This is a genomic window from Bacillus sp. BS1807G30, assembly GCF_040047675.1.
GTDB lineage: Bacteria > Bacillota > Bacilli > Bacillales > Bacillaceae > Bacillus > Bacillus altitudinis.
In genome coordinates, this window is sequence record NZ_CP157353.1 from 1,571,672 (window position 1) to 1,592,865 (window position 21,194).

Annotated in this window: 16 protein-coding genes; all 16 read left to right on the forward strand. The window is 42.1% G+C overall.

Features of this window, described 5'->3' with window-relative positions:
• Positions 1-45: 45 nt before the first annotated feature.
• The 16 genes from ABG082_RS08070 to pnp all read left to right on the forward strand — a co-directional run bounded on the left by ABG082_RS08070 (position 46) and on the right by pnp (position 21,087).
• Positions 46-4,299, forward strand: a complete 4,254-nt coding sequence (locus ABG082_RS08070; protein WP_231131729.1) for a PolC-type DNA polymerase III — start codon at positions 46-48, stop codon at positions 4,297-4,299.
• Between the two features lie 420 nt (positions 4,300-4,719).
• Entirely contained in the window at positions 4,720-6,570 is a 1,851-nt protein-coding gene (locus ABG082_RS08075; RefSeq protein ID WP_272511499.1) for a glycoside hydrolase family 9 protein, read from the forward strand.
• A 17-nt stretch (positions 6,571-6,587) separates the two neighbouring features.
• Positions 6,588-8,696, forward strand: a complete 2,109-nt coding sequence (locus tag ABG082_RS08080; RefSeq protein ID WP_057079553.1) for a glycoside hydrolase family 48 protein — start codon at positions 6,588-6,590, stop codon at positions 8,694-8,696.
• Between the two features lie 79 nt (positions 8,697-8,775).
• A complete protein-coding gene (locus ABG082_RS08085) occupies positions 8,776-10,002 on the forward strand; it encodes an endo-1,4-beta-xylanase (protein WP_076821707.1) in 1,227 nt (408 codons plus the stop codon).
• A gap of 20 nt (positions 10,003-10,022) precedes the next feature.
• Positions 10,023-11,153: a cellulase family glycosylhydrolase gene (locus ABG082_RS08090; protein ID WP_272511502.1), complete on the forward strand. Its 1,131-nt coding sequence runs from the start codon at positions 10,023-10,025 to the stop codon at positions 11,151-11,153.
• A gap of 241 nt (positions 11,154-11,394) precedes the next feature.
• Positions 11,395-11,868 carry a ribosome maturation factor RimP gene (rimP, locus tag ABG082_RS08095; RefSeq protein ID WP_008344744.1) on the forward strand — a complete coding sequence of 158 codons (474 nt, stop codon included), beginning with the start codon at positions 11,395-11,397 and terminating at the stop codon, positions 11,866-11,868.
• A 32-nt stretch (positions 11,869-11,900) separates the two neighbouring features.
• A complete protein-coding gene (nusA, locus tag ABG082_RS08100; RefSeq protein WP_003211013.1) occupies positions 11,901-13,016 on the forward strand; it encodes a transcription termination factor NusA in 1,116 nt (371 codons plus the stop codon).
• Positions 13,017-13,031: 15 nt separating this feature from the next.
• Complete coding sequence (locus tag ABG082_RS08105) at positions 13,032-13,316, forward strand: YlxR family protein (RefSeq protein ID WP_008344742.1); 285 nt, start codon at positions 13,032-13,034, stop codon at positions 13,314-13,316.
• Positions 13,309-13,611 carry a YlxQ family RNA-binding protein gene (locus ABG082_RS08110; RefSeq protein ID WP_007499528.1) on the forward strand — a complete coding sequence of 101 codons (303 nt, stop codon included), beginning with the start codon at positions 13,309-13,311 and terminating at the stop codon, positions 13,609-13,611. Before ABG082_RS08105 ends, ABG082_RS08110 begins: the two co-directional genes overlap by 8 nt.
• Before the next feature lie 19 nt (positions 13,612-13,630).
• Entirely contained in the window at positions 13,631-15,751 is a 2,121-nt protein-coding gene (gene infB / locus ABG082_RS08115) for a translation initiation factor IF-2 (protein WP_007499526.1), read from the forward strand.
• Entirely contained in the window at positions 15,748-16,026 is a 279-nt protein-coding gene (locus ABG082_RS08120) for a DUF503 domain-containing protein (RefSeq protein WP_017359071.1), read from the forward strand. Before infB ends, ABG082_RS08120 begins: the two co-directional genes overlap by 4 nt.
• A 17-nt stretch (positions 16,027-16,043) precedes the next feature.
• Positions 16,044-16,394 (forward strand): 30S ribosome-binding factor RbfA, encoded by a 351-nt coding sequence (gene rbfA / locus ABG082_RS08125; RefSeq protein ID WP_007499525.1) that lies wholly within the window; start codon positions 16,044-16,046, stop codon positions 16,392-16,394.
• Between the two features lie 68 nt (positions 16,395-16,462).
• The gene (gene truB / locus ABG082_RS08130; protein ID WP_282833616.1) at positions 16,463-17,392 is read left to right on the forward strand and encodes a tRNA pseudouridine(55) synthase TruB; all 930 of its coding nucleotides are present in this window, start codon (positions 16,463-16,465) and stop codon (positions 17,390-17,392) included.
• Between the two features lie 18 nt (positions 17,393-17,410).
• Positions 17,411-18,361, forward strand: a complete 951-nt coding sequence (ribF, locus tag ABG082_RS08135; protein WP_048001557.1) for a bifunctional riboflavin kinase/FAD synthetase — start codon at positions 17,411-17,413, stop codon at positions 18,359-18,361.
• A gap of 155 nt (positions 18,362-18,516) precedes the next feature.
• Complete coding sequence (gene rpsO / locus ABG082_RS08140) at positions 18,517-18,786, forward strand: 30S ribosomal protein S15 (RefSeq protein ID WP_008354438.1); 270 nt, start codon at positions 18,517-18,519, stop codon at positions 18,784-18,786.
• Positions 18,787-18,969: 183 nt separating this feature from the next.
• The gene (pnp, locus tag ABG082_RS08145) at positions 18,970-21,087 is read left to right on the forward strand and encodes a polyribonucleotide nucleotidyltransferase (RefSeq protein WP_348936738.1); all 2,118 of its coding nucleotides are present in this window, start codon (positions 18,970-18,972) and stop codon (positions 21,085-21,087) included.
• Positions 21,088-21,194: the final 107 nt, after the last annotated feature.

The window sequence follows — 21,194 nt, forward strand, 5'->3', positions numbered from 1 at the left end:
CCGATTACCCGGCGGCAATTTCATATATTACTCAATCAGATTCAAATGACAGATGATGACCTCAGTCGTTACTTTGAAGAAGGCGAGATCGTCAAATTGACGGTGCATAAGGCGGCAAAAACATGGCATTTCCATTTTAAATTTAAGGCGCTTTTGCCTTACCAAGTATATGCAATGTTTTTAAGCAGGCTGACAAATGCATTTTCTCATATCGCACAAGTCACTTGTACGATTGAAGTCAATGATCCGCACATATCTGAAGAGCTCGTTCAATCGTATTGGTCCCATTGTGTGGAAGAGCTTCAAGGAATTTCTCCCCCAATCATCAGCTTGCTTCAACAGCAAAAACCAGCGCTGTCTGGACATAAGATCATCATCAAAACAAAAAGCGAAACTGAGGCTCTGGCCATCAAGAAGAAATATAGCCCAATGCTTCAGGCTGCATTTAAACAAGTTGGTTTTCCAGAACTTCAATTTGATACAGAAATTTTTGTATCAGATCAAGAGATTCAGAAGTTCAGAGAACAAAAACTTGCTGAAGATCAAGAAAGAGCCATGCAAGCCCTTGTTGAGATGGAGAAGAAGGAAAGTGAGGATCAAGAGGAAGCTCCTTCTGGCCCTCTGATGATTGGCTATCAAATCAAAGACAATGAAGAAATACGTACGCTTGATAGTATTATGGACGAAGAAAGACGAATCACCGTCCAAGGGTACGTGTTTGATGCAGAAACGCGCGAACTAAAAAGCGGCAGAACCCTTTGTATCTTTAAAATTACCGATTATACGAATAGTATTTTGATCAAAATGTTTGCGAGAGAAAAAGAAGATGCTCAGCTCATGAAATCCTTGAAAAAAGGGATGTGGGTCAAAGCAAGAGGAAGCATTCAAAACGATACGTTTGTGAGAGATCTTGTCATGATCGCAAATGACGTCAATGAAATGAAACCTCAGCTGAAAGAAGATACTGCACCTGAGGGAGAAAAGCGTGTTGAGCTTCATTTGCATTCGCCAATGAGCCAGATGGATGCTGTCACTGGCATCGGTAAACTTGTTGAACAAGCAAAAAAATGGGGGCATGAGGCCATTGCCCTGACAGATCACGCCGTTGTACAATCCTTTCCAGATGCGTATGCAGCAAGTAAAAAGCATGGCATCAAAATGATGTACGGGGTGGAAATCAATTTAGTCGACGACGGGGTACCGATTGCGTATAATCCAGAGCACCGCTTGTTAGAAGATGCGACGTTTGTCGTATTTGATGTTGAGACAACAGGACTCTCTGCTGTGTATGATACGATCATTGAGCTTGCAGCCGTGAAAATCAAAGGCGGGGAAATCATTGACCGCTTTGAGGCATTTGCAAACCCTCATCATCCGTTATCAGCAACAACCATTGAACTAACCGGTATCACGGATGACATGGTGAGAGATGCACCAGATGTGGTCGATGTTGTTCGGGATTTCAAAGAGTGGATTGGACAAGATATCCTTGTTGCTCACAATGCAAGCTTTGATATGGGCTTTTTAAATGCAGCATATAAGCGACTGTTAAAAACCGATAAAGCATCAAACCCTGTCATTGATACACTAGAACTTGGCCGATTCCTTTATCCAGAATTTAAAAATCACCGGCTGAACACGCTGTGTAAAAAGTTCGATATTGAACTCACGCAGCATCACCGGGCGATTTATGATGCTGAAGCAACTGGGTACCTCATGCTGAAGATGCTAAAGGATGCGGCTGAAAAAGAGATTGCCTACCACGATCAATTGAATGAAAACATGGGGCAGTCCAATGCGTATCAGCGCTCACGTCCTTACCATGCAACCGTGATTGCACAAAATGAGACGGGTCTAAAGAATTTATTTAAGCTTGTTTCACTTTCTCATATTCATTATTTCTACCGCGTGCCGCGTATCCCTCGCTCACAGCTTGAGAAGTATCGAGAAGGTTTAATTGTTGGGTCTGCTTGTGATAAGGGTGAAGTGTTTGAAGGGATGATGCAGAAGTCACCTGATGAGGTAGAAGACATTGCCGCATTTTACGACTATTTAGAAGTTCATCCGCCAGAAGTGTATCAGCATTTACTCCAGCTGGAGCTTGTTCGGGATGAACGTGCATTAAAAGAGATCATCACAAACATTGTAAAACTTGGTGAAAAACTGAATAAACCAGTCGTGGCGACTGGAAATGTGCACTACCTGCATCCAGAAGACAAAATTTATCGCAAAATCTTAATTTCATCACAAGGCGGGGCGAATCCGCTTAATCGTCATGAACTGCCAAAAGTTCATTTTAGAACAACTGATGAAATGCTAGAAGCCTTCTCTTTCCTAGGGGACGAAAAGGCGAAAGAGATTGTCGTGACGAATACGCAAAAAGTATCTGAGATGGTCGAAAGTATTAAACCAATCAAAGACGATCTTTATACACCAAAAATCGAAGGTGCAGATGAAGAAATTCGGGAAATGAGCTATAACATGGCTCGCAGCATCTACGGTGACGATTTACCGAAAATTGTAGAAGACCGGATTGAGAAAGAATTAAAGAGTATTATTGGTCATGGTTTCGCTGTTATTTATTTAATTTCTCATAAGCTTGTTAAGAAATCACTTGATGATGGATATCTAGTTGGTTCAAGGGGGTCAGTTGGTTCATCCCTCGTTGCGACATTAACAGAGATTACAGAAGTGAACCCGCTTGCGCCGCACTATGTATGTCCAAGTTGCAAGCACTCTGAGTTCTTTAATGACGGATCGGTTGGCTCAGGATTTGACCTTCCTGATAAAGACTGCCCTGAATGCGGGACGCCGTATAAAAAAGACGGACACGATATTCCGTTTGAAACGTTCTTAGGTTTTAAAGGAGATAAAGTGCCTGATATCGACTTGAACTTCTCAGGAGAATATCAGCCGATTGCCCATAACTATACGAAAGAGCTGTTTGGTGAAGAGTATGTATACCGCGCAGGTACAATCGGTACCGTTGCAGAAAAAACGGCATATGGTTATGTGAAAGGCTACGCAGGAGATCATAACCTTCATATGAGAGGTGCTGAAATTGACCGGCTTGTACAGGGCTGTACGGGGGTCAAACGGACAACGGGCCAACATCCAGGCGGTATTATCGTAGTGCCGGATTATATGGACATTTACGATTTCTCACCAATTCAATATCCAGCAGATGCGACAGGTTCTGATTGGAAAACGACACATTTTGATTTCCATTCAATCCATGATAACTTGCTGAAACTAGATATTCTTGGACACGATGATCCAACGGTCATTCGGATGCTTCAGGACTTGAGCGGAATTGATCCAAAAACGATTCCGACAGATGATCCTGAGGTCATGAAAATCTTCCAAGGAACGGAACCTCTCGGTGTCACAGAAGAACAAATTGGATGTAAAACGGGAACACTTGGGATCCCAGAGTTTGGCACAAGGTTTGTTCGTCAGATGCTTGAGGATACAAAACCGACCACCTTCTCGGAGCTTGTTCAGATCTCTGGTCTATCTCACGGTACAGATGTATGGCTCGGCAACGCTCAAGAGCTGATTCATAATAAAACGTGTGAACTAAGTGAAGTGATTGGCTGTCGTGATGATATTATGGTATATCTGATTTATCAAGGTTTAGAGCCGTCACTTGCCTTTAAAATTATGGAATCTGTTCGTAAAGGGAAGGGACTTCCTCCTGAATGGGAAGAAGAAATGAAGAATAATAACGTACCGAACTGGTACATTGATTCTTGTAAAAAGATTAAATACATGTTCCCTAAAGCCCACGCGGCTGCTTATGTATTAATGGCCGTTCGGATTGCTTATTTCAAAGTGCACCATGCACTTCTGTACTATGCGGCTTATTTTACCGTTCGTGCTGATGATTTTGATATCGAAACGATGACAAAAGGATCGAATGCGATTCGAGCGGTCATGGACGATATTAACTCAAAAGGTCTTGATGCATCACCGAAAGAGAAGAACCTATTAACTGTACTAGAGCTTGCACTTGAAATGTGTGAAAGAGGCTATCACTTTAAAAAAGTAGACCTATACCGATCAAGTGCCACTGAGTTTATCATTGATGGAGACGGGCTAATCCCGCCATTCAACTCCATCCCTGGACTCGGAACAAACGTTGCGTTAAATATTGTACGCGCACGCCAAGATGGTGAATTCCTTTCAAAAGAAGATTTACAAAAACGAGGAAAAGTGTCTAAGACCATCCTTGAGTATTTGGATCGTCAAGGCTGCTTAGAAGCACTTCCTGATCAAAACCAGCTTTCTTTGTTCTAATGTGAAAAAAGAAGAGCGTCCTTAAAGGGCGTTCTTTTTTGTATATACAATAATATTATTATGTTAACTAAATATTTTAACTGGAATTATTTTCTTGTTGGTTCATATATCTTGATTTAACGTCGTGTTTTGAGAGAAGAGATTGTATGTCATTCTTTCTACCCAAATAGAGCAAAAAAGAGAATTTAGCCGTCTGAAATGTTCTCATACGACATATGATCATTTTGGGTACAGTCACATGAAGAATCAGGAGAAAACCCTCGGTGAGCGTCCAGCTGATGGCTGTTTACTATGCACATTTTTGAAACACGCTTGATTCTTTTCAACACTGTACAAAACACGAACAGAATGACAAGGAGGTGGTCATTTCTTGTTCAATGTTTCACGTTTAAGAAAACAGAAGGGGTGAGAAGTAGGTACATGTCAGATTACAACTATGTAGAGGTGCTTCAAAAATCAATTTTGTTTTACGAAGCCCAGCGTTCCGGAAAGCTTCCTGAAAGCAATCGTCTTAACTGGCGAGGGGATTCTGGACTAGAGGATGGGAAAGATGTTGGTCATGATTTAACAGGCGGCTGGTACGATGCTGGTGATCATGTGAAGTTCGGGCTTCCGATGGCTTACTCTGCAGCCGTGCTTGCATGGACAGTCTATGAGTACCGAGAAGCTTACGAAGAGGCAGAACTGCTTGATGATATGTTAGATCAAATCAAGTGGGCAACCGATTATTTTTTGAAAGCCCATACAGGTCCAAATGAATTTTGGGCACAAGTAGGCGATGGGAACGCAGATCATGGCTGGTGGGGTCCAGCAGAAGTGATGCCGATGAACCGGCCAGCATTTAAAATTGATGAACATTGTCCAGGAACAGAAGTAGCCGCCCAAACCGCAGCCGCTTTAGCAGCAGGTTCAATTATTTTTAAAGAAACAGACGCGCCATATGCAGCAAAACTTCTCACCCATGCAAAGCAGCTTTATGCATTTGCTGACCAATATCGCGGTGAGTATACAGATTGTGTCACCAATGCTCAGCCATTTTATAACTCCTGGAGCGGCTATATTGATGAGCTCATTTGGGGTGGAATATGGCTGTACTTGGCGACAAATGACCAGACCTATTTAAACAAAGCACTAAAAGCAGTAGAAGAATGGCCGAAGGATTGGGATTATACGTTTACGATGTCGTGGGACAATACCTTTTTTGCTTCGCAAATTTTACTTGCGAGAATCACAAAGGAGAAAAGGTTTATCGAATCGACAGAGCGTAATCTCGATTACTGGTCCACGGGTTTTGTTCAAAATGGAAAAGTAGAAAGAATCACTTATACGCCTGGCGGGTTGGCGTGGTTAGATCAATGGGGGTCACTTCGTTATACAGCAAATGCCGCATTTTTAGCGTTTGTATACGGAGATTGGGTCTCTGATCAAGAAAAAAAGAATCGATATCAAACGTTTGCGATCAGGCAAACACACTATATGTTAGGGGATAATCCGCAAAATAGAAGCTATGTCGTTGGGTTTGGCAAAAATCCGCCGATGCATCCACACCATCGAACTGCACATGGCTCATGGTCTAATCAGCTGACAACTCCTTCTTCTCATCGGCACACGCTTTATGGAGCGCTTGTTGGGGGGCCTAATGCACAGGATCAGTATACCGATGACATCTCTGACTATGTATCAAACGAGGTAGCAACAGACTATAATGCCGCCTTTACTGGAAATGTAGCCAAAATGGTGCAGCTGTTTGGTCAGGGGCAGTCAAAGCTGCCGAATTTTCCGCCTAAAGAAAAAGTGGAAGATGAGTTTTTTGTAGAGGCAGCTGTCATGAGTAACGATACAACATCTACTCAGATCAAAGCCATTCTATACAATCGATCAGGCTGGCCGGCAAGAAGTAGTCAATCACTTTCTTTTAGATATTATGTCAATCTGAGCGAGATATTTGCGAAGGGATTCACTGATAAAGATATTCAAGTGACAGCTGTCTACAATGAAGGCGCTTCCTTATCTCCGTTAACGGTGTATGACGCATCATCCCATATCTATTTTACAGAAATCGATTTTACTGGCGTAGCTATTTTTCCAGGAGGCGAATCGCTTCATAAGAAAGAAATACAGTTCCGGTTATCTGCGCCAAATGGTGCGAATATATGGGATGCCTCAAATGATTATTCCTTTCAAGGATTAACATCTAATATGCAGAAAACAGCGAGAATTCCTGTTTTTGAACAAGGTATTTTAGCATTTGGTACGCTTCCGAATAAATAAATATAAAGGGTGAGGACATGACAAATAAAGAACGGTTTTTAGCGCTTTATCATCAAATGAAAAACGATGCGAATGGATATTTTTCAAAAGAAGGCATTCCGTATCATTCCGTTGAGACACTCATTTGCGAGGCGCCTGATTACGGGCATATGACAACTTCAGAAGCTTACAGCTACTGGTTATGGCTTGAAGTATTGTATGGGCATTACACAGGCGATTGGAGCAAACTAGAAGCTGCTTGGGATAATATGGAGAAGTTTATTATTCCAGTAAACGAAGATGGACATGACGAACAGCCGCATATGAGCTCTTACAATCCATCTAGCCCAGCCACATACGCTTCAGAAAAACCATATCCAGATCAATATCCGAGCCAGTTGACGGGTGCTCGCCCTGCTGGTCAAGATCCAATTGATCATGAACTGAGGTCAACTTACGGAACGAATGAAACGTATTTAATGCACTGGCTTCTTGATGTAGACAACTGGTATGAATATGGGAATTTGCTCAACCCATCACATACAGCCGCATATGTAAACACATTCCAGCGGGGTCCGCAAGAATCCGTATGGGAGGCCATCCCTCATCCATCACAAGATGATAAAACGGCCGGAAAGCCCAATGAAGGTTTCATGAGCTTGTTCACAAAAGAAAATCAAGCGCCAGCCGCCCAGTGGCGCTACACAAATGCGACGGACGCTGATGCACGTGCGATACAGGCAATGTATTGGGCAAAGGAACTTGGCTATAACGGGTCAGCCTATCTTGATAAAGCGAAAAAGATGGGGGATTTCCTTCGTTACGGAATGTACGATAAATATTTTCAAACAATTGGAAGCGGCAAGCAAGGTAATCCGTATCCTGGAAATGGAAAAAGTGCATGTCATCACTTAATGGCATGGTATACCTCTTGGGGCGGGGGACTTGGAGAATATGCGAATTGGTCATGGCGTATCGGAGCGAGCCATTGTCATCAAGGGTATCAAAACCCAGTCGCTGCCTACGCTTTATCCTCAGATAAGGGAGGCTTAAAGCCATCGTCACCGACTGGTGCAAGTGATTGGGAAAAGACGTTAAAGAGACAGCTTGAATTTTACGTCTGGCTTCAATCAAAAGAGGGAGCGATTGCAGGAGGTGCTACCAACAGCTGGAATGGAGACTATAGCGCTTATCCAGCAGGAAGAAGCACATTTTATGATATGGCTTATGAAGATGCGCCTGTTTACCATGATCCTCCGTCCAATAACTGGTTTGGAATGCAAGCATGGCCGATTGAGCGTGTAGCAGAGCTTTATTATATCTTTGCAAAAGATGGCGACAAAACATCTGAAAATTTCCAAATGGCCAAATCTGTCATCACAAAATGGGTCAACTATTCACTAGATTATATTTTTATTGGCACTCGTCCTGTGTCGGATCAAGATGGATATTTTTTAGATGGTCAGGGTCAAAGAATTCTAGGGGGGACAAATGTTGCTGTTGCTACGACAAGTGCACCTGGAGAGTTTTGGATTCCTGGGAATATAGAATGGAGCGGCCAGCCTGACACTTGGAGCGGGTTCCAATCTGCAACAGGTAATCCAAATTTAACGGCAGTTACAAAAGATCCTACTCAAGATACTGGTGTACTGGGCAGTCTAATCAAAGCACTCACATTCTTTGCTGCTGCAACACAGAAAGAGACAGGAAACTACACAGCACTTGGCATAAGAGCAAAAGAGACAGCGGCACAGCTCCTTGAGGTTGCTTGGAATTACAATGATGGTGTAGGGATTGTGACAGAGGAAGACAGAGAAGACTACCACCGTTTCTTTAAAAAAGAAGTGTACTTCCCTAATGGCTGGAACGGAACATTTGGTCAAGGAAATCAGATCCCTGGTTCCAGCACCACTCCTTCTGACCCGCAGCGAGGAGGTAACGGAGTGTATACGAGCTTTGCAGATCTTCGTCCGAAAATCAAGCAAGACCCAGCTTGGTCAGCACTGGAGAGTAAATATCAAGCATCTTTTAATGAAGCAACAGGCAAATGGGAAAACGGAGCGCCAAGTTTCACCTATCACCGTTTCTGGTCGCAAGTTGATATGGCTACGGCTTATGCAGAATACCATCGTCTCATAAACGAATAGAACTTAGTGCAGCTGCCGGCTTCTTTAGTCGGCGGTCTCCTCATAAGATAAATGAAGTGAAAGCAAAGGTGATGTCAATATGGTTAAAAAGAAAGAATTTATGAATCATTCATCGAATGGCGGATCACAGGAACAAGAAAATCAAAGCTGGAGAAAAGAAGCAAATGATCGAATCTTACAACATAGACAAAGAGAGCTTGTCATAAACGTCATCGATAAAGAAAAAAAACCCTTAGCCGGAATAGAGGTTGAAATAAAACAAATCAGACATGAATTTGCATTTGGTTCAGCAATGAATGACCAAGTACTATTCAATCAAACGTATGCTGATTTTTTTGTTCAACATTTTAATTGGGCTGTGTTTGAAAATGAGGCAAAATGGTATGCAAATGAGCCTGAACGAGGGAAAATAACCTACGAAAAAGCAGATGCCATGCTGAATTTTGCCAATAGACACCAAATTCCAGTGAGGGGGCACGCCTTATTTTGGGAGGTAGAGGATGCCAATCCAAACTGGCTGAAATCATTACCGAATCATGAAGTATATGAAGCCATGAAAAGGCGGCTTGAGCATGCAGGCAATCATTTCAAAGGGAAATTCCGTCATTGGGATGTAAACAACGAAATGATGCATGGTTCATTTTTTAAAGACCGGTTTGGGAAACAGATTTGGAAATGGATGTATGAAGAAACGAAAAAAATTGACCCTCAAGCCTTGCTGTTTGTCAATGATTATAATGTAATCTCATACGGCGAACATCACGCATATAAAGCACATATCAATGAACTTCGTCAGTTGGGGGCACCAGTTGAGGCCATTGGAGTTCAAGGTCACTTTGAAGATCGAGTGGATCCAGTCGTTGTAAAAGAAAGACTAGATGTGCTTGCTGAGCTTGGTCTACCGATATGGGTGACAGAGTATGACTCTGTTCATCCGGATGCCAATAGACGAGCGGATAACTTAGAAGCTTTATATCGGGTTGCCTTTAGTCATCCAGCCGTAAAAGGTGTGCTGATGTGGGGATTTTGGGCAGGTGCTCATTGGAGAGGTGAGCACGCAGCCATCGTGAATCATGATTGGTCGTTAAATGAAGCAGGCAGGCGTTATGAAAAGTTACTGCAGGAATGGACGACACAAAGAGTGGAAAAAACAGATGCGAATGGCCAAGTGACATGTCCAGCGTTTCACGGGACGTATGAGGTTCGAATTGGTGAAGAAAGTAAAATGTTGCAGCAGCAGACGATTGAACTTGACTCAACCAAACATACACCTCTTCAACTAGATATCATCGTACCAGTAGAATAAGAGATTGTGAGGAGAATGGAATGAAAAAATGGGTTCAACGGGTGGCTTGTTTTATGATGCTGATCACTTTATGGGCGGGTTGGTTCACTCTGACCGTAAAGGCCTCCTCCTATGTGCAAACATCTGGTACACATTTTGTATTGAACAACCACCCATTTTACTTTGCTGGCACAAATAATTATTATTTCCATTACAAATCAAAAAAGATGGTAGATGCTGTTTTTGACGATATGAAGGCAATGGATTTAAAGGTTATTCGTATTTGGGGATTTCACGATGGTACCCCTCAAGAAAACTCAGTCTTACAATCTCGTCCAGGTGTTTATGAAGAATCCGGTTTTCAAAAACTAGACTATGCGATTCATAAAGCAGGGCAGGAAGGAATCAAGCTGGTCATCCCGCTCGTGAACAATTGGGATGATTTTGGCGGGATGAATCAATATGTGAAGTGGTTTCAGGCAGGATCACATGATCACTTTTATACAGATCCTCGGATTAAAACAGCTTACAAAAACTATGTGCGCTATGTATTAGAGAGAACCAATACGTACTCAGGTGTTCAATATAAAGATGATCCTGCTATTATGACATGGGAGCTCGCCAATGAGCCGCGCGCTCAGTCAGACCCTTCGGGAGATATACTAGTAAACTGGGCAGATGAAATGAGTGCATGGATCAAATCAATTGACTCGAATCATCTTGTTGCTGTAGGAGACGAAGGGTTCTTTCGCATGACAGGTCATGATGATTGGTTTTACAGTGGAGGAGAAGGTGTTGATTGGGATCGTTTGACTGCTCTCCCTCATATTGATTATGGAACCTATCATTTATACCCGGATCACTGGAATAAGTCTGCTGCATGGGGAGTGAAATGGATCAAAGATCATATCACCCGAGGAAACGCAATCGGAAAACCTGTTGTATTAGAAGAGTTTGGCTATCAAAATCAAACAGCCCGTCCTGATGTATATGATAGCTGGCTGAAGACAATTGAACAGCTCGGAGGCGCAGGTAGCCAATTTTGGATTTTAACAAGCATTCAAGACGATGATTCCCTCTACCCGGATTATGATGGTTTTCGAGTTTTAAAGGAGAGCCGGGAGGCAGGAATCATTCGTGAACACGCCAAAAGAATGAATGAAAAGAACTGATGAAGAATGCCTGTTTATAAGGAACTTCATTTGCATAAAAAAATTGGATATGGTATAGTTTTTATGGAAATGCTAACGATTACCGAGACAAGAGTGGGGAAACCCGCTCTTTTGTATTGAACAGGCAATTTTTGTCTCGACATTATTCATCCGTTTTCTGCTCCCCCTGCTCACAATAAAGCAGGGTTTTTATGCAGAATGATTGATAAGAGCGTTTATCGAAAGCACAAGGAGGAAGAGAATGAGCAAAAAAGTAGTGGATATCGTAAGCGACATGGTGCAGCCAATTTTAGATGGCTTACAGCTTGAACTCGTTGATGTTGAATTTGTCAAAGAGGGTCAAAACTGGTTCCTTCGCGTATTTATTGACTCTGATAAAGGCGTCGATATCGAGGAGTGTGCCAAAGTGAGCGAAGCCTTGAGCGAAAAGCTTGATGAGGCAGATCCAATTAGCCAAAACTACTTTCTTGAAGTGTCCTCTCCTGGAGCGGAGCGCCCATTAAAGAAAAAAGCTGATTTTGAAAAAGCACTTGGAAAAAATGTTTTCATGAAAACATACGAACCAATTGATGGTGAAAAGGCATTTGAAGGTGAGCTTACAAGCTTTGATGGTGAGATTGCAACAGTGACAGTGAAGATCAAGACAAGAAAGAAAGAGATCAATATTCCATACGAAAAAATCGCTAACGCAAGATTAGCAGTTTCGTTCAATTAACCTTTTCATTGATATAAGGGGGAACCATAAAAATGAGTAGTGAGTTGTTAGATGCCCTGACTGTTCTTGAGAAAGAGAAGGGCATTAGTAAAGAAATTATTATTGAAGCGATAGAAGCTGCACTCATTTCTGCATACAAGCGTAATTTTAATCAAGCACAAAATGTGCGTGTTGATTTGAACCGTGAAACGGGAACGATTCGCGTATTCGCAAGAAAAGATGTTGTAGATGAAGTGTATGATTCTCGCCTTGAAATCTCTGTAGATGATGCAGCAAATATGAACCCGAATTACATGGTTGGTGACGTCGTTGAAATTGAAGTCACACCAAAAGATTTCGGACGCATTGCAGCTCAGACAGCGAAACAAGTCGTGACGCAGCGAGTGAGAGAAGCAGAGCGAGGTGTGATTTACACTGAGTTTATCGATCGTGAGGAAGACATCATGACGGGAATCGTTCAGCGAATTGACAGTAAATTCATTTACGTGTCACTTGGCAAAATCGAAGCCCTTCTTCCGGTAAACGAACAAATGCCAAATGAGGACTACAAACCACATGACCGTATTAAAGTGTTCATTACGAAAGTAGAAAAAACAACAAAAGGACCACAAATTTATGTATCAAGAACACACCCAGGTCTTTTAAAGCGTTTATTTGAAATCGAAGTGCCAGAAATTTATGATGGTACTGTAGAGCTTAAATCTGTCGCTAGAGAAGCAGGGGACCGTTCTAAAATATCTGTTCGTACAGATGATCCTGATGTTGATCCAGTTGGTTCTTGTGTTGGACCTAAAGGTCAGCGTGTACAAGCAATTGTCAATGAGCTGAAAGGCGAAAAAATTGACATTGTTCATTGGTCTAATGACCCGGTTGAATTTGTTGCCAATGCGTTAAGTCCTTCAAAAGTTCTTGATGTCATTGTAAATGAAGAAGATAAGGCGACAACTGTCATTGTCCCTGATTATCAGCTGTCATTAGCCATTGGTAAAAGAGGTCAAAATGCGCGTCTTGCAGCGAAATTAACGAGCTGGAAGATTGACATTAAAAGCGAAACAGATGCAAGAGAACTCGGTATTTTCCCAAGAACTGAAGACTCTGAATCTCTTTTCTTAGAGGCTGAACCAGTAGCTGAGGAATCTGACGAATAAGAGGTGATATAAAAGGTGAAAAGCCGAAAAAAAATCCCGCTTAGAAAATGCGTCGTGACGGGAGAAATGAAACCAAAGAAAGAACTGATTCGCGTTGTTCGTTCAAAAGAAGGTGAAGTGTCTGTTGACGCAACCGGAAAAATGAACGGGCGCGGCGCTTACCTATCTCTCGATAAAGAAACCATTCTTGCGGCGAAGAACAAACGTAGTTTACAGCAGCAATTTCAGACACAGATTGACGAACACATTTTTGAAGAATTACTAGAACTAGCTGAAAAGGTGAAAAAACCTAATGACTGAATCTGAATGGTATCCTTTGCTTGGTCTAGCAAATCGAGCTCGTAAAGTCGTGTCAGGAGAAGATCTGGTGATCAAAGAAATTAGACATGCGCGTGCTAAGCTGGTTCTTCTTGCAGCAGATGCCTCATCCAACACAGAGAAAAAGGTATCTGACAAATGCAAATTTTACAATGTTCCGGTTAGAAAAGTTGAAGACCGTTCCGTTCTCGGACGTTCTATAGGGAAGGAAGCTCGCGTAGTTGTCGCTGTCACTGACCAAGGCTTCGCTAAGAAGCTCATAAGCTTGCTCGATTAATTTATTTGGGGGTGAACGAATGGCTAAAGTGAGAGTATATGAATACGCAAAAGCCATAGATGTTTCAAGTAAAGATATTATAGCAGCGCTTAAGGATATGAACGTGGAAGTGAACAACCACATGGCGACGCTTGAAGACGACACTGTGAAAAAGCTAGACGCTATCTATAAAAAAGCCAAAGCAAAAGAGACAGCTAACGAGAAACCCGCAGAACAAAAAAAACAATCATCTAACAAAAACAATGATAGAAAGAAGAATGACGTGCAGAATAATCAATTTAATAAAAACAAAAAAAACAACAACCAAAACAAAAACAAAAATAAACGCGGCGGCAACAACAAGGCGCAGCATCAGCAAGCAAGACCTGTGAAGCCGAAAAAAGAGCTTCCTGAAAAAATTGAATTTACAAATTCAATGACAGTCGGCCAGCTTGCTGACGAGCTTGGCAAAGAAACTGCTGAAATCATCAAAAAACTGATGATGCTTGGTGTCATGGCTACGATCAACCAAGAGCTCGACAAAGATACAGTCGAATTAATTGCTTCTGAATATGGTGTTCCAGTAGAAGAAGTGATCATTTTAGAAGAAACTGAACTTGAAAAGTATGAAGTTGAAGATAAAGAAGAAGATATGCAAGTACGCCCTCCAGTAGTAACGATCATGGGACACGTTGACCACGGGAAAACAACGCTTCTTGACAGCATTCGTAAAACGAAAGTTGTTGAAGGCGAAGCGGGTGGAATTACGCAGCATATTGGTGCATACCAAATTGAAGAAAACGGTAAGAAAATCACGTTCCTTGATACACCAGGACACGCAGCTTTCACTACGATGCGAGCACGCGGTGCTGAAGTAACAGATACGACGATCTTGGTCGTTGCAGCAGATGACGGTGTCATGCCGCAAACGATTGAAGCGATCAACCACGCAAAAGCGGCAGAGGTGCCAATCATTGTGGCTGTCAATAAAATTGACAAACCAACAGCGAACCCTGACCGCGTGATGCAGGAATTAACTGAGCATGGTCTTGTACCTGAGGCTTGGGGCGGCGAAACCATTTTCGTTCCTTTATCTGCAAAAACAGGTGAAGGCATTGACGAATTGATCGAAATGATCCTTCTTGTCAGCGAAGTAGCAGAACTAAAAGCCAACCCAAATCGTGCGGCAAAAGGAACTGTGATCGAGGCTGAGCTTGATAAAGGAAGAGGTTCTGTTGCAACCCTTCTCGTTCAAACTGGTACACTTCAAGTAGGTGACCCAATCGTTGTCGGAAATACATTTGGCCGTGTACGTGCAATGGTCAATGACATCGGACGCCGCGTGAAAACAGCAGGACCATCTACACCTGTTGAAATCACTGGTTTAAATGATGTACCGCATGCAGGGGATCAGTTCCTCGTATTCAAAGATGAAAAAACAGCTCGTCAAGTCGGTGAGGCGCGTGCGTCTAAACAACTTGATGAACAGCGTTCAGACAAAGCGAAATTATCTCTCGATGACCTATTTGAGCAAATCAAACAAGGTGATGTGAAAGATATCAACTTAATCGTAAAAGCAGACGTACAAGGTTCTGCTGAAGCACTGACGGCAGCTCTTCAAAAAATTGAAGTAGAAGGCGTAAAAGTGAAAATTATCCATACGGGTGTTGGAGCGATTACAGAATCTGATATCATTTTAGCAAGTGCTTCTAATGCGATTGTGATCGGATTTAACGTACGTCCTGATGGCAATGCGAAGAGCACAGCTGAAACAGAAAACGTAGATATCCGCTTACACCGCATCATCTACAAAGTCATCGATGAAATTGAAGCTGCGATGAAAGGGATGCTTGACCCTGAATATGAAGAAAAAGTCATCGGTCAAGTTGAAGTTCGTCAAACGTTCAAAGTATCAAAAATCGGTACAATTGCTGGTGGCTATGTCACTGAAGGTACCATTACTAGAGACAGTGGTATCCGCTTAATTCGTGATGGCGTCGTCATCTTTGAAGGTGAAGTCGACGTATTAAAACGATTCAAAGACGATGTGAAAGAAGTTTCACAAGGTTATGAATGTGGTATTACCATTAAGAAATACAATGATATCCGTGAAGGTGATGTCATGGAATCATTCGTTATGCAAGAAATCGAAAGAAAATGATCGGTTATACCGAGTGTGAGTGTATGATCTATGATGCATCCTCACTGAAGGAAAAACGTGCGGTTCTGCAGCGTATCATGACAAGAACGCGCCATAAATTCAATGTGACCATTGCTGAAATGGACTATCAGGATACATGGCAGCGTACTTCGATCGGAATCGCCGTCATTTCCTCCTCCCGGGTTCAAGTGGAAAAGGAACTTCAGCGTGTGTTAAGCTTTATTGATTCTTTTCCGGAAATTGAACGAACGATCACGAAAACTGAGTGGTTTTAATTAGAGGTGATAAGATCATGAGTATGAGAGCAACCCGTGTGGGTGAGCAAATGAAAAAAGAATTAGGCGACATCCTTGGCAGAAAGCTAAAAGATCCAAGAATCGGCTTTTTGACTGTAACGGATGTTGAAGTATCCGGTGATTTGCAAATTGCCAAAGTCTACATTTCTGTTCTTGGCGACGAGAAGAAAAGAGAGGAAACCTTAAAAGGTCTTGCAAAAGCGAAAGGGTATATCCGCTCTGAAATTGGCAATCGAATTAGACTTCGCAAAACACCAGAGCTTCACTTTGAATTCGACGAATCTGTAGATTACGGTAACCGAATTGAAAGCCTGATTGCTGAACTAAACACAAAAGATCACGAATAAGACGTTGGAATAAGGATAGGCGATGATCGTCTGTCCTTTTTCATCGTTTATGAAAGGAGAGAACGCAGGTGCAAAACGGTGTTCTTTTATTACATAAAGAAAGAGGCATGACCTCTCACGACTGTGTGTTTAAAGTGAGAAAGATTTTACACACAAAAAAAGTGGGACATACAGGGACACTCGATCCAGAGGTTTCAGGTGTTCTGCCTATTTGTATTGGACGAGCGACAAAAATTGTGGAGTACTTAACAGATAAATCGAAAACGTATGATGCGGAAATCACCATTGGATTTTCTACAACGACAGAAGACCAAACAGGTGAAGTAGTAGAAGAAAAAAAAGTGTCAGAACCGATATCAGAAGATGACATTGATGCTGCGCTGAAACAATTTGAAGGAACCATTGAACAGATACCCCCCATGTTTTCTGCTGTAAAAATTGGCGGAAAAAAGCTCTATGAATATGCAAGGCAAGGCATTGAAATTGAACGTCCAAGCCGTGAAATTACAATTCATCGCATCGAGCGGACAACACCTGTCACATTTGAAAATGGAAAGGTATCCTTTAGATTCACCGTACTGTGTTCAAAAGGCACATATGTGAGAACGTTAGCCGTCGATATCGGAAAAAAACTTGGGTTCCCAGCCCACATGTCTCACCTCATTCGCATTGGATCTGGTGACTTTACGTTAGATGAATGTATCACTCTTGATGAGCTGCAGGAGATCAACGAGGAAGGAACGGTTGAGGAACATCTTGTGCCGATCGAGCGTGCGCTCAATCATTTGCCGAAATGGGAGATAAATGATACATTAGCAAGTAAAGTGGAAAACGGTGCAGTCCTACCTATGCCTGATGAATTTGCTCATTTTGCAGAGGAAGATCGTGTCGCTGTCTTTGCTCCTTCAGGCCGTTGTATGGCGATTTATATGAAGCACCCGACCAAACAGAACCTGATGAAGCCGGCGAAGATTTTATCACAGGACAAGCAATCTTAAAGAAAAGGTGACCATCTCGTGAAGACTATACATATTTCACACCCACATACATTGAATCAAAAGGATCAAGTCCCGTCTGTGATGGCTTTAGGGTATTTTGACGGTGTTCACCTCGGACACCAAAAAGTGATTGATGCAGCGAAAAACATTGCGGAAAAAGAGGGTTTAGCTCTAGCTGTCATGACTTTTCATCCGCATCCATCACATGTTCTGCAAAAAGCACGTGAACCAAAAGACTTAATCACACCGCTTGAGGATAAGATTGATTTTATCGAACAATTAGGTGCTGACTACTTATACATTGTGCAATTCAGCGAAAGCTTTGCAGCGCTGTCTCCTCAAGAGTTTGTCGATCAATATTTGGACGAACTGAATGTGAAGCATGCAGTCGCTGGTTTCGATTTTACATTCGGCCGGTTTGGCGCAGGCACAATGGAAACGTTTGACGAATACGGGAAAGGGCGGATTTCTGCGACCATTGTACCTAAGCTTTCCAACCAAGACCGGAAAGTCAGCTCGACCCTTATACGTTCCGCATTGAAAAATGGAGACGTTGAATATGTGAGTGAGCTTTTAGGGAAACCGTATCAGCTGCGCGGCATTGTGATTCATGGAGATAAACGAGGACGCACGATTGGCTTTCCAACCGCCAATGTTGGTTTGTCTGCTGAATACATCATCCCGCCAACAGGCGTATATGCAGTGAGAGCAGAAGTGAAAGGCAAGGTGTATGACGGTGTTTGTAACGTTGGCTACAAACCAACATTTTATGAAAAACGTCCTGATCAGCCTGCGATTGAAGTGAACCTTTTTGATTTTAATGAAGAAATTTATGGTGAACCGATTAAATTACAGTGGTACAAACGGATTCGCAGTGAACAAAAATTTAACGGTATCCAAGAATTAACGGCTCAAATTAGTCAAGATAAAGAAGAAGCGATTCAGTTTTTTCAAGATCATCTTCATTAAACAAAAAAATCGCAGAAAAACCGCTCTATCATTTGCAAAATCGGCATATTTTTAGTATGATAATTCCTGTAGCTTTAAAACCACTTACTTGGCAGGCCGACTTCACCGACGGTTGCGAGGTAGATGGGGCTAACATGATTTGGAGGTGAAACAGGATGGCTATTACTCAAGAGCGTAAAACTCAATTAATTAATGAGTTCAAAACACACGAATCTGATACTGGATCTCCAGAAGTTCAGATCGCTGTCCTAACAGAATCAATTAACAACTTGAACGAGCATTTACGTACTCATAAGAAAGATCACCACTCACGTCGCGGTCTTTTGAAAATGGTAGGTAGACGTCGTAATCTTCTTACGTATCTACGTAATAAAGACGTAACTCGTTACCGTGAGTTAATTAACAAACTAGGCTTACGTCGATAATCGTAAAAAGCGGGAGGATTCCCGCTTTTTTATCGTATAATCACTAATATTTTATGGTTAAAATGTTGAAAGAATGGCAAAAACCCTTCTACATACAGCTTTCACATTGATATGTGAAAATCATTTTGTTCATAATAAGAAATAACCTAAAAACTTTACGACAAGAGAGGAGTTTATCTCAGAATGGGACAAGAGAAACAAGTCTTCACCATAGACTGGGCTGGACGTCAACTGACAGTTGAAACTGGCCAGCTTGCAAAGCAAGCAAACGGAGCGGTTCTCGTACGCTACGGAGATACGGCTGTGCTTAGCTCAGCAACAGCTTCTAAAGAACCAAAACCACTTGATTTTTTCCCGCTCACTGTAAACTACGAAGAAAGATTATATGCAGTTGGTAAAATTCCTGGTGGTTTCATTAAAAGAGAAGGCCGCCCAAGTGAAAAAGCAATCCTTGCGAGCCGCTTAATTGACAGACCGATCCGTCCACTATTTGCAGACGGATTTAGAAATGAAGTACAAGTCATTAGTATTGTCATGAGTGTGGATCAAGATTGTTCATCTGAAATGGCTGCAATGTTTGGCTCATCTTTAGCTTTATGTGTGTCTGACATTCCATTTGAGGGACCAATCGCTGGCGTGACAGTAGGACGAGTAGATGGAAAGCTAATCATCAACCCAAACGTTGAGCAGCTTGAACAAAGCGATATCAACCTTGTTGTAGCTGGAACAAAAGATGCAATCAACATGGTAGAGGCTGGTGCTGATGAAGTACCAGAAGAAACGATGCTTGAAGCCATCATGTACGGCCATCAAGAGATCAAACGCTTAATCGAATTCCAAGAAGAAATTGTGAAAGCTGTCGGTAAAGAAAAAATCGATATTCCTTTATATGAAGTCGATCAAGCATTAGCAGAGGAAGTAAAACAACTTGCTGAAGCGGATCTACTGAAAGCGATTCAAGTACATGAGAAGCATGCTCGTGAAGATGCCATCAGTGCTGTGAAAAAAGCTGTCGTTCAAAAATTTGAAGAAGAAGAGCGTGACGAAGCAACGATTAAACAAGTGAAGGATGTCTTAAACAAGCTTGTGAAAAACGAAGTTCGCCGCCTTATTACTGAAGAGAAAGTACGTCCAGATGGACGCGGCGTTGATCAAATCCGTCCACTTTCTTCAGAAGTAGGACTTCTTCCAAGAACGCACGGTTCAGGATTGTTTACAAGAGGCCAAACACAGGCACTCAGTATTTGTACATTAGGTGCACTTGGTGATGTACAGATTCTTGATGGTCTTGGTGTTGAAGAGTCTAAGCGATTCATGCACCATTATAACTTCCCACAATTCAGTGTTGGTGAGACCGGCCCAATGCGTGGTCCAGGCCGTCGTGAGATTGGACATGGTGCGCTAGGTGAACGTGCATTAGAGCCAGTCATTCCATCTGAAAAAGATTTCCCTTATACAGTTCGCCTTGTGTCTGAGGTGTTAGAATCAAACGGTTCTACTTCACAAGCAAGTATTTGTGCGAGCACACTTGCGATGATGGATGCAGGTGTTCCAATTAAAGCACCAGTTGCAGGGATTGCAATGGGACTTGTTAAATCTGGTGAATACTACACAGTGCTGACAGACATTCAAGGAATGGAAGATGCACTTGGAGATATGGACTTTAAAGTAGCAGGTACATCTAAAGGTGTAACAGCGCTTCAAATGGACATTAAAATCGATGGTCTATCAAAAGACATTTTAGAAGAAGCACTTCAACAAGCGAAAAAAGGAAGAATGGAAATTTTAGATAGCATGCTGTCAACGATTCCAGCTTCTAGAGGAGAATTGTCACGTTATGCACCAAAAATCTTAACGATGACAATCAATCCAGATAAAATTCGCGATGTCATTGGACCAAGTGGTAAACAAATCAATAAAATCATTGAAGATACCGGTGTGAAAATTGATATTGAACAAGACGGTACAATCTTTATCTCTTCTACTGAAGAAGACATGAACCAAAAAGCGAAGAAAATCATAGAAGATCTTGTCAGAGAAGTTGAAGTTGGTCAACTTTACCTAGGTAAAGTAAAACGAATTGAAAAATTCGGTGCCTTCCTCGAAATCTTCAGCGGCAAAGATGGACTTGTTCATATTTCTGAGCTTGCACTTGAACGTGTTGGCAAAGTAGAAGATGTCGTGAAGATTGGTGACGAACTACTCGTCAAAGTCACTGAGATCGATAAACAAGGCCGTGTGAACCTTTCTCGTAAAGCTGTTTTACGTGAAGAAAAAGAAAAAGAAGAAAAGCAGTCTTAATGAGAACAAATAAAATGTGTTAGAAGCCAGGTATCCGTGCCAGGCTTCTTTCTTTTCTTGCGCGTAACAATAGTTCTAGCTTGTTTCTCCCCATCATAATTTGTGGT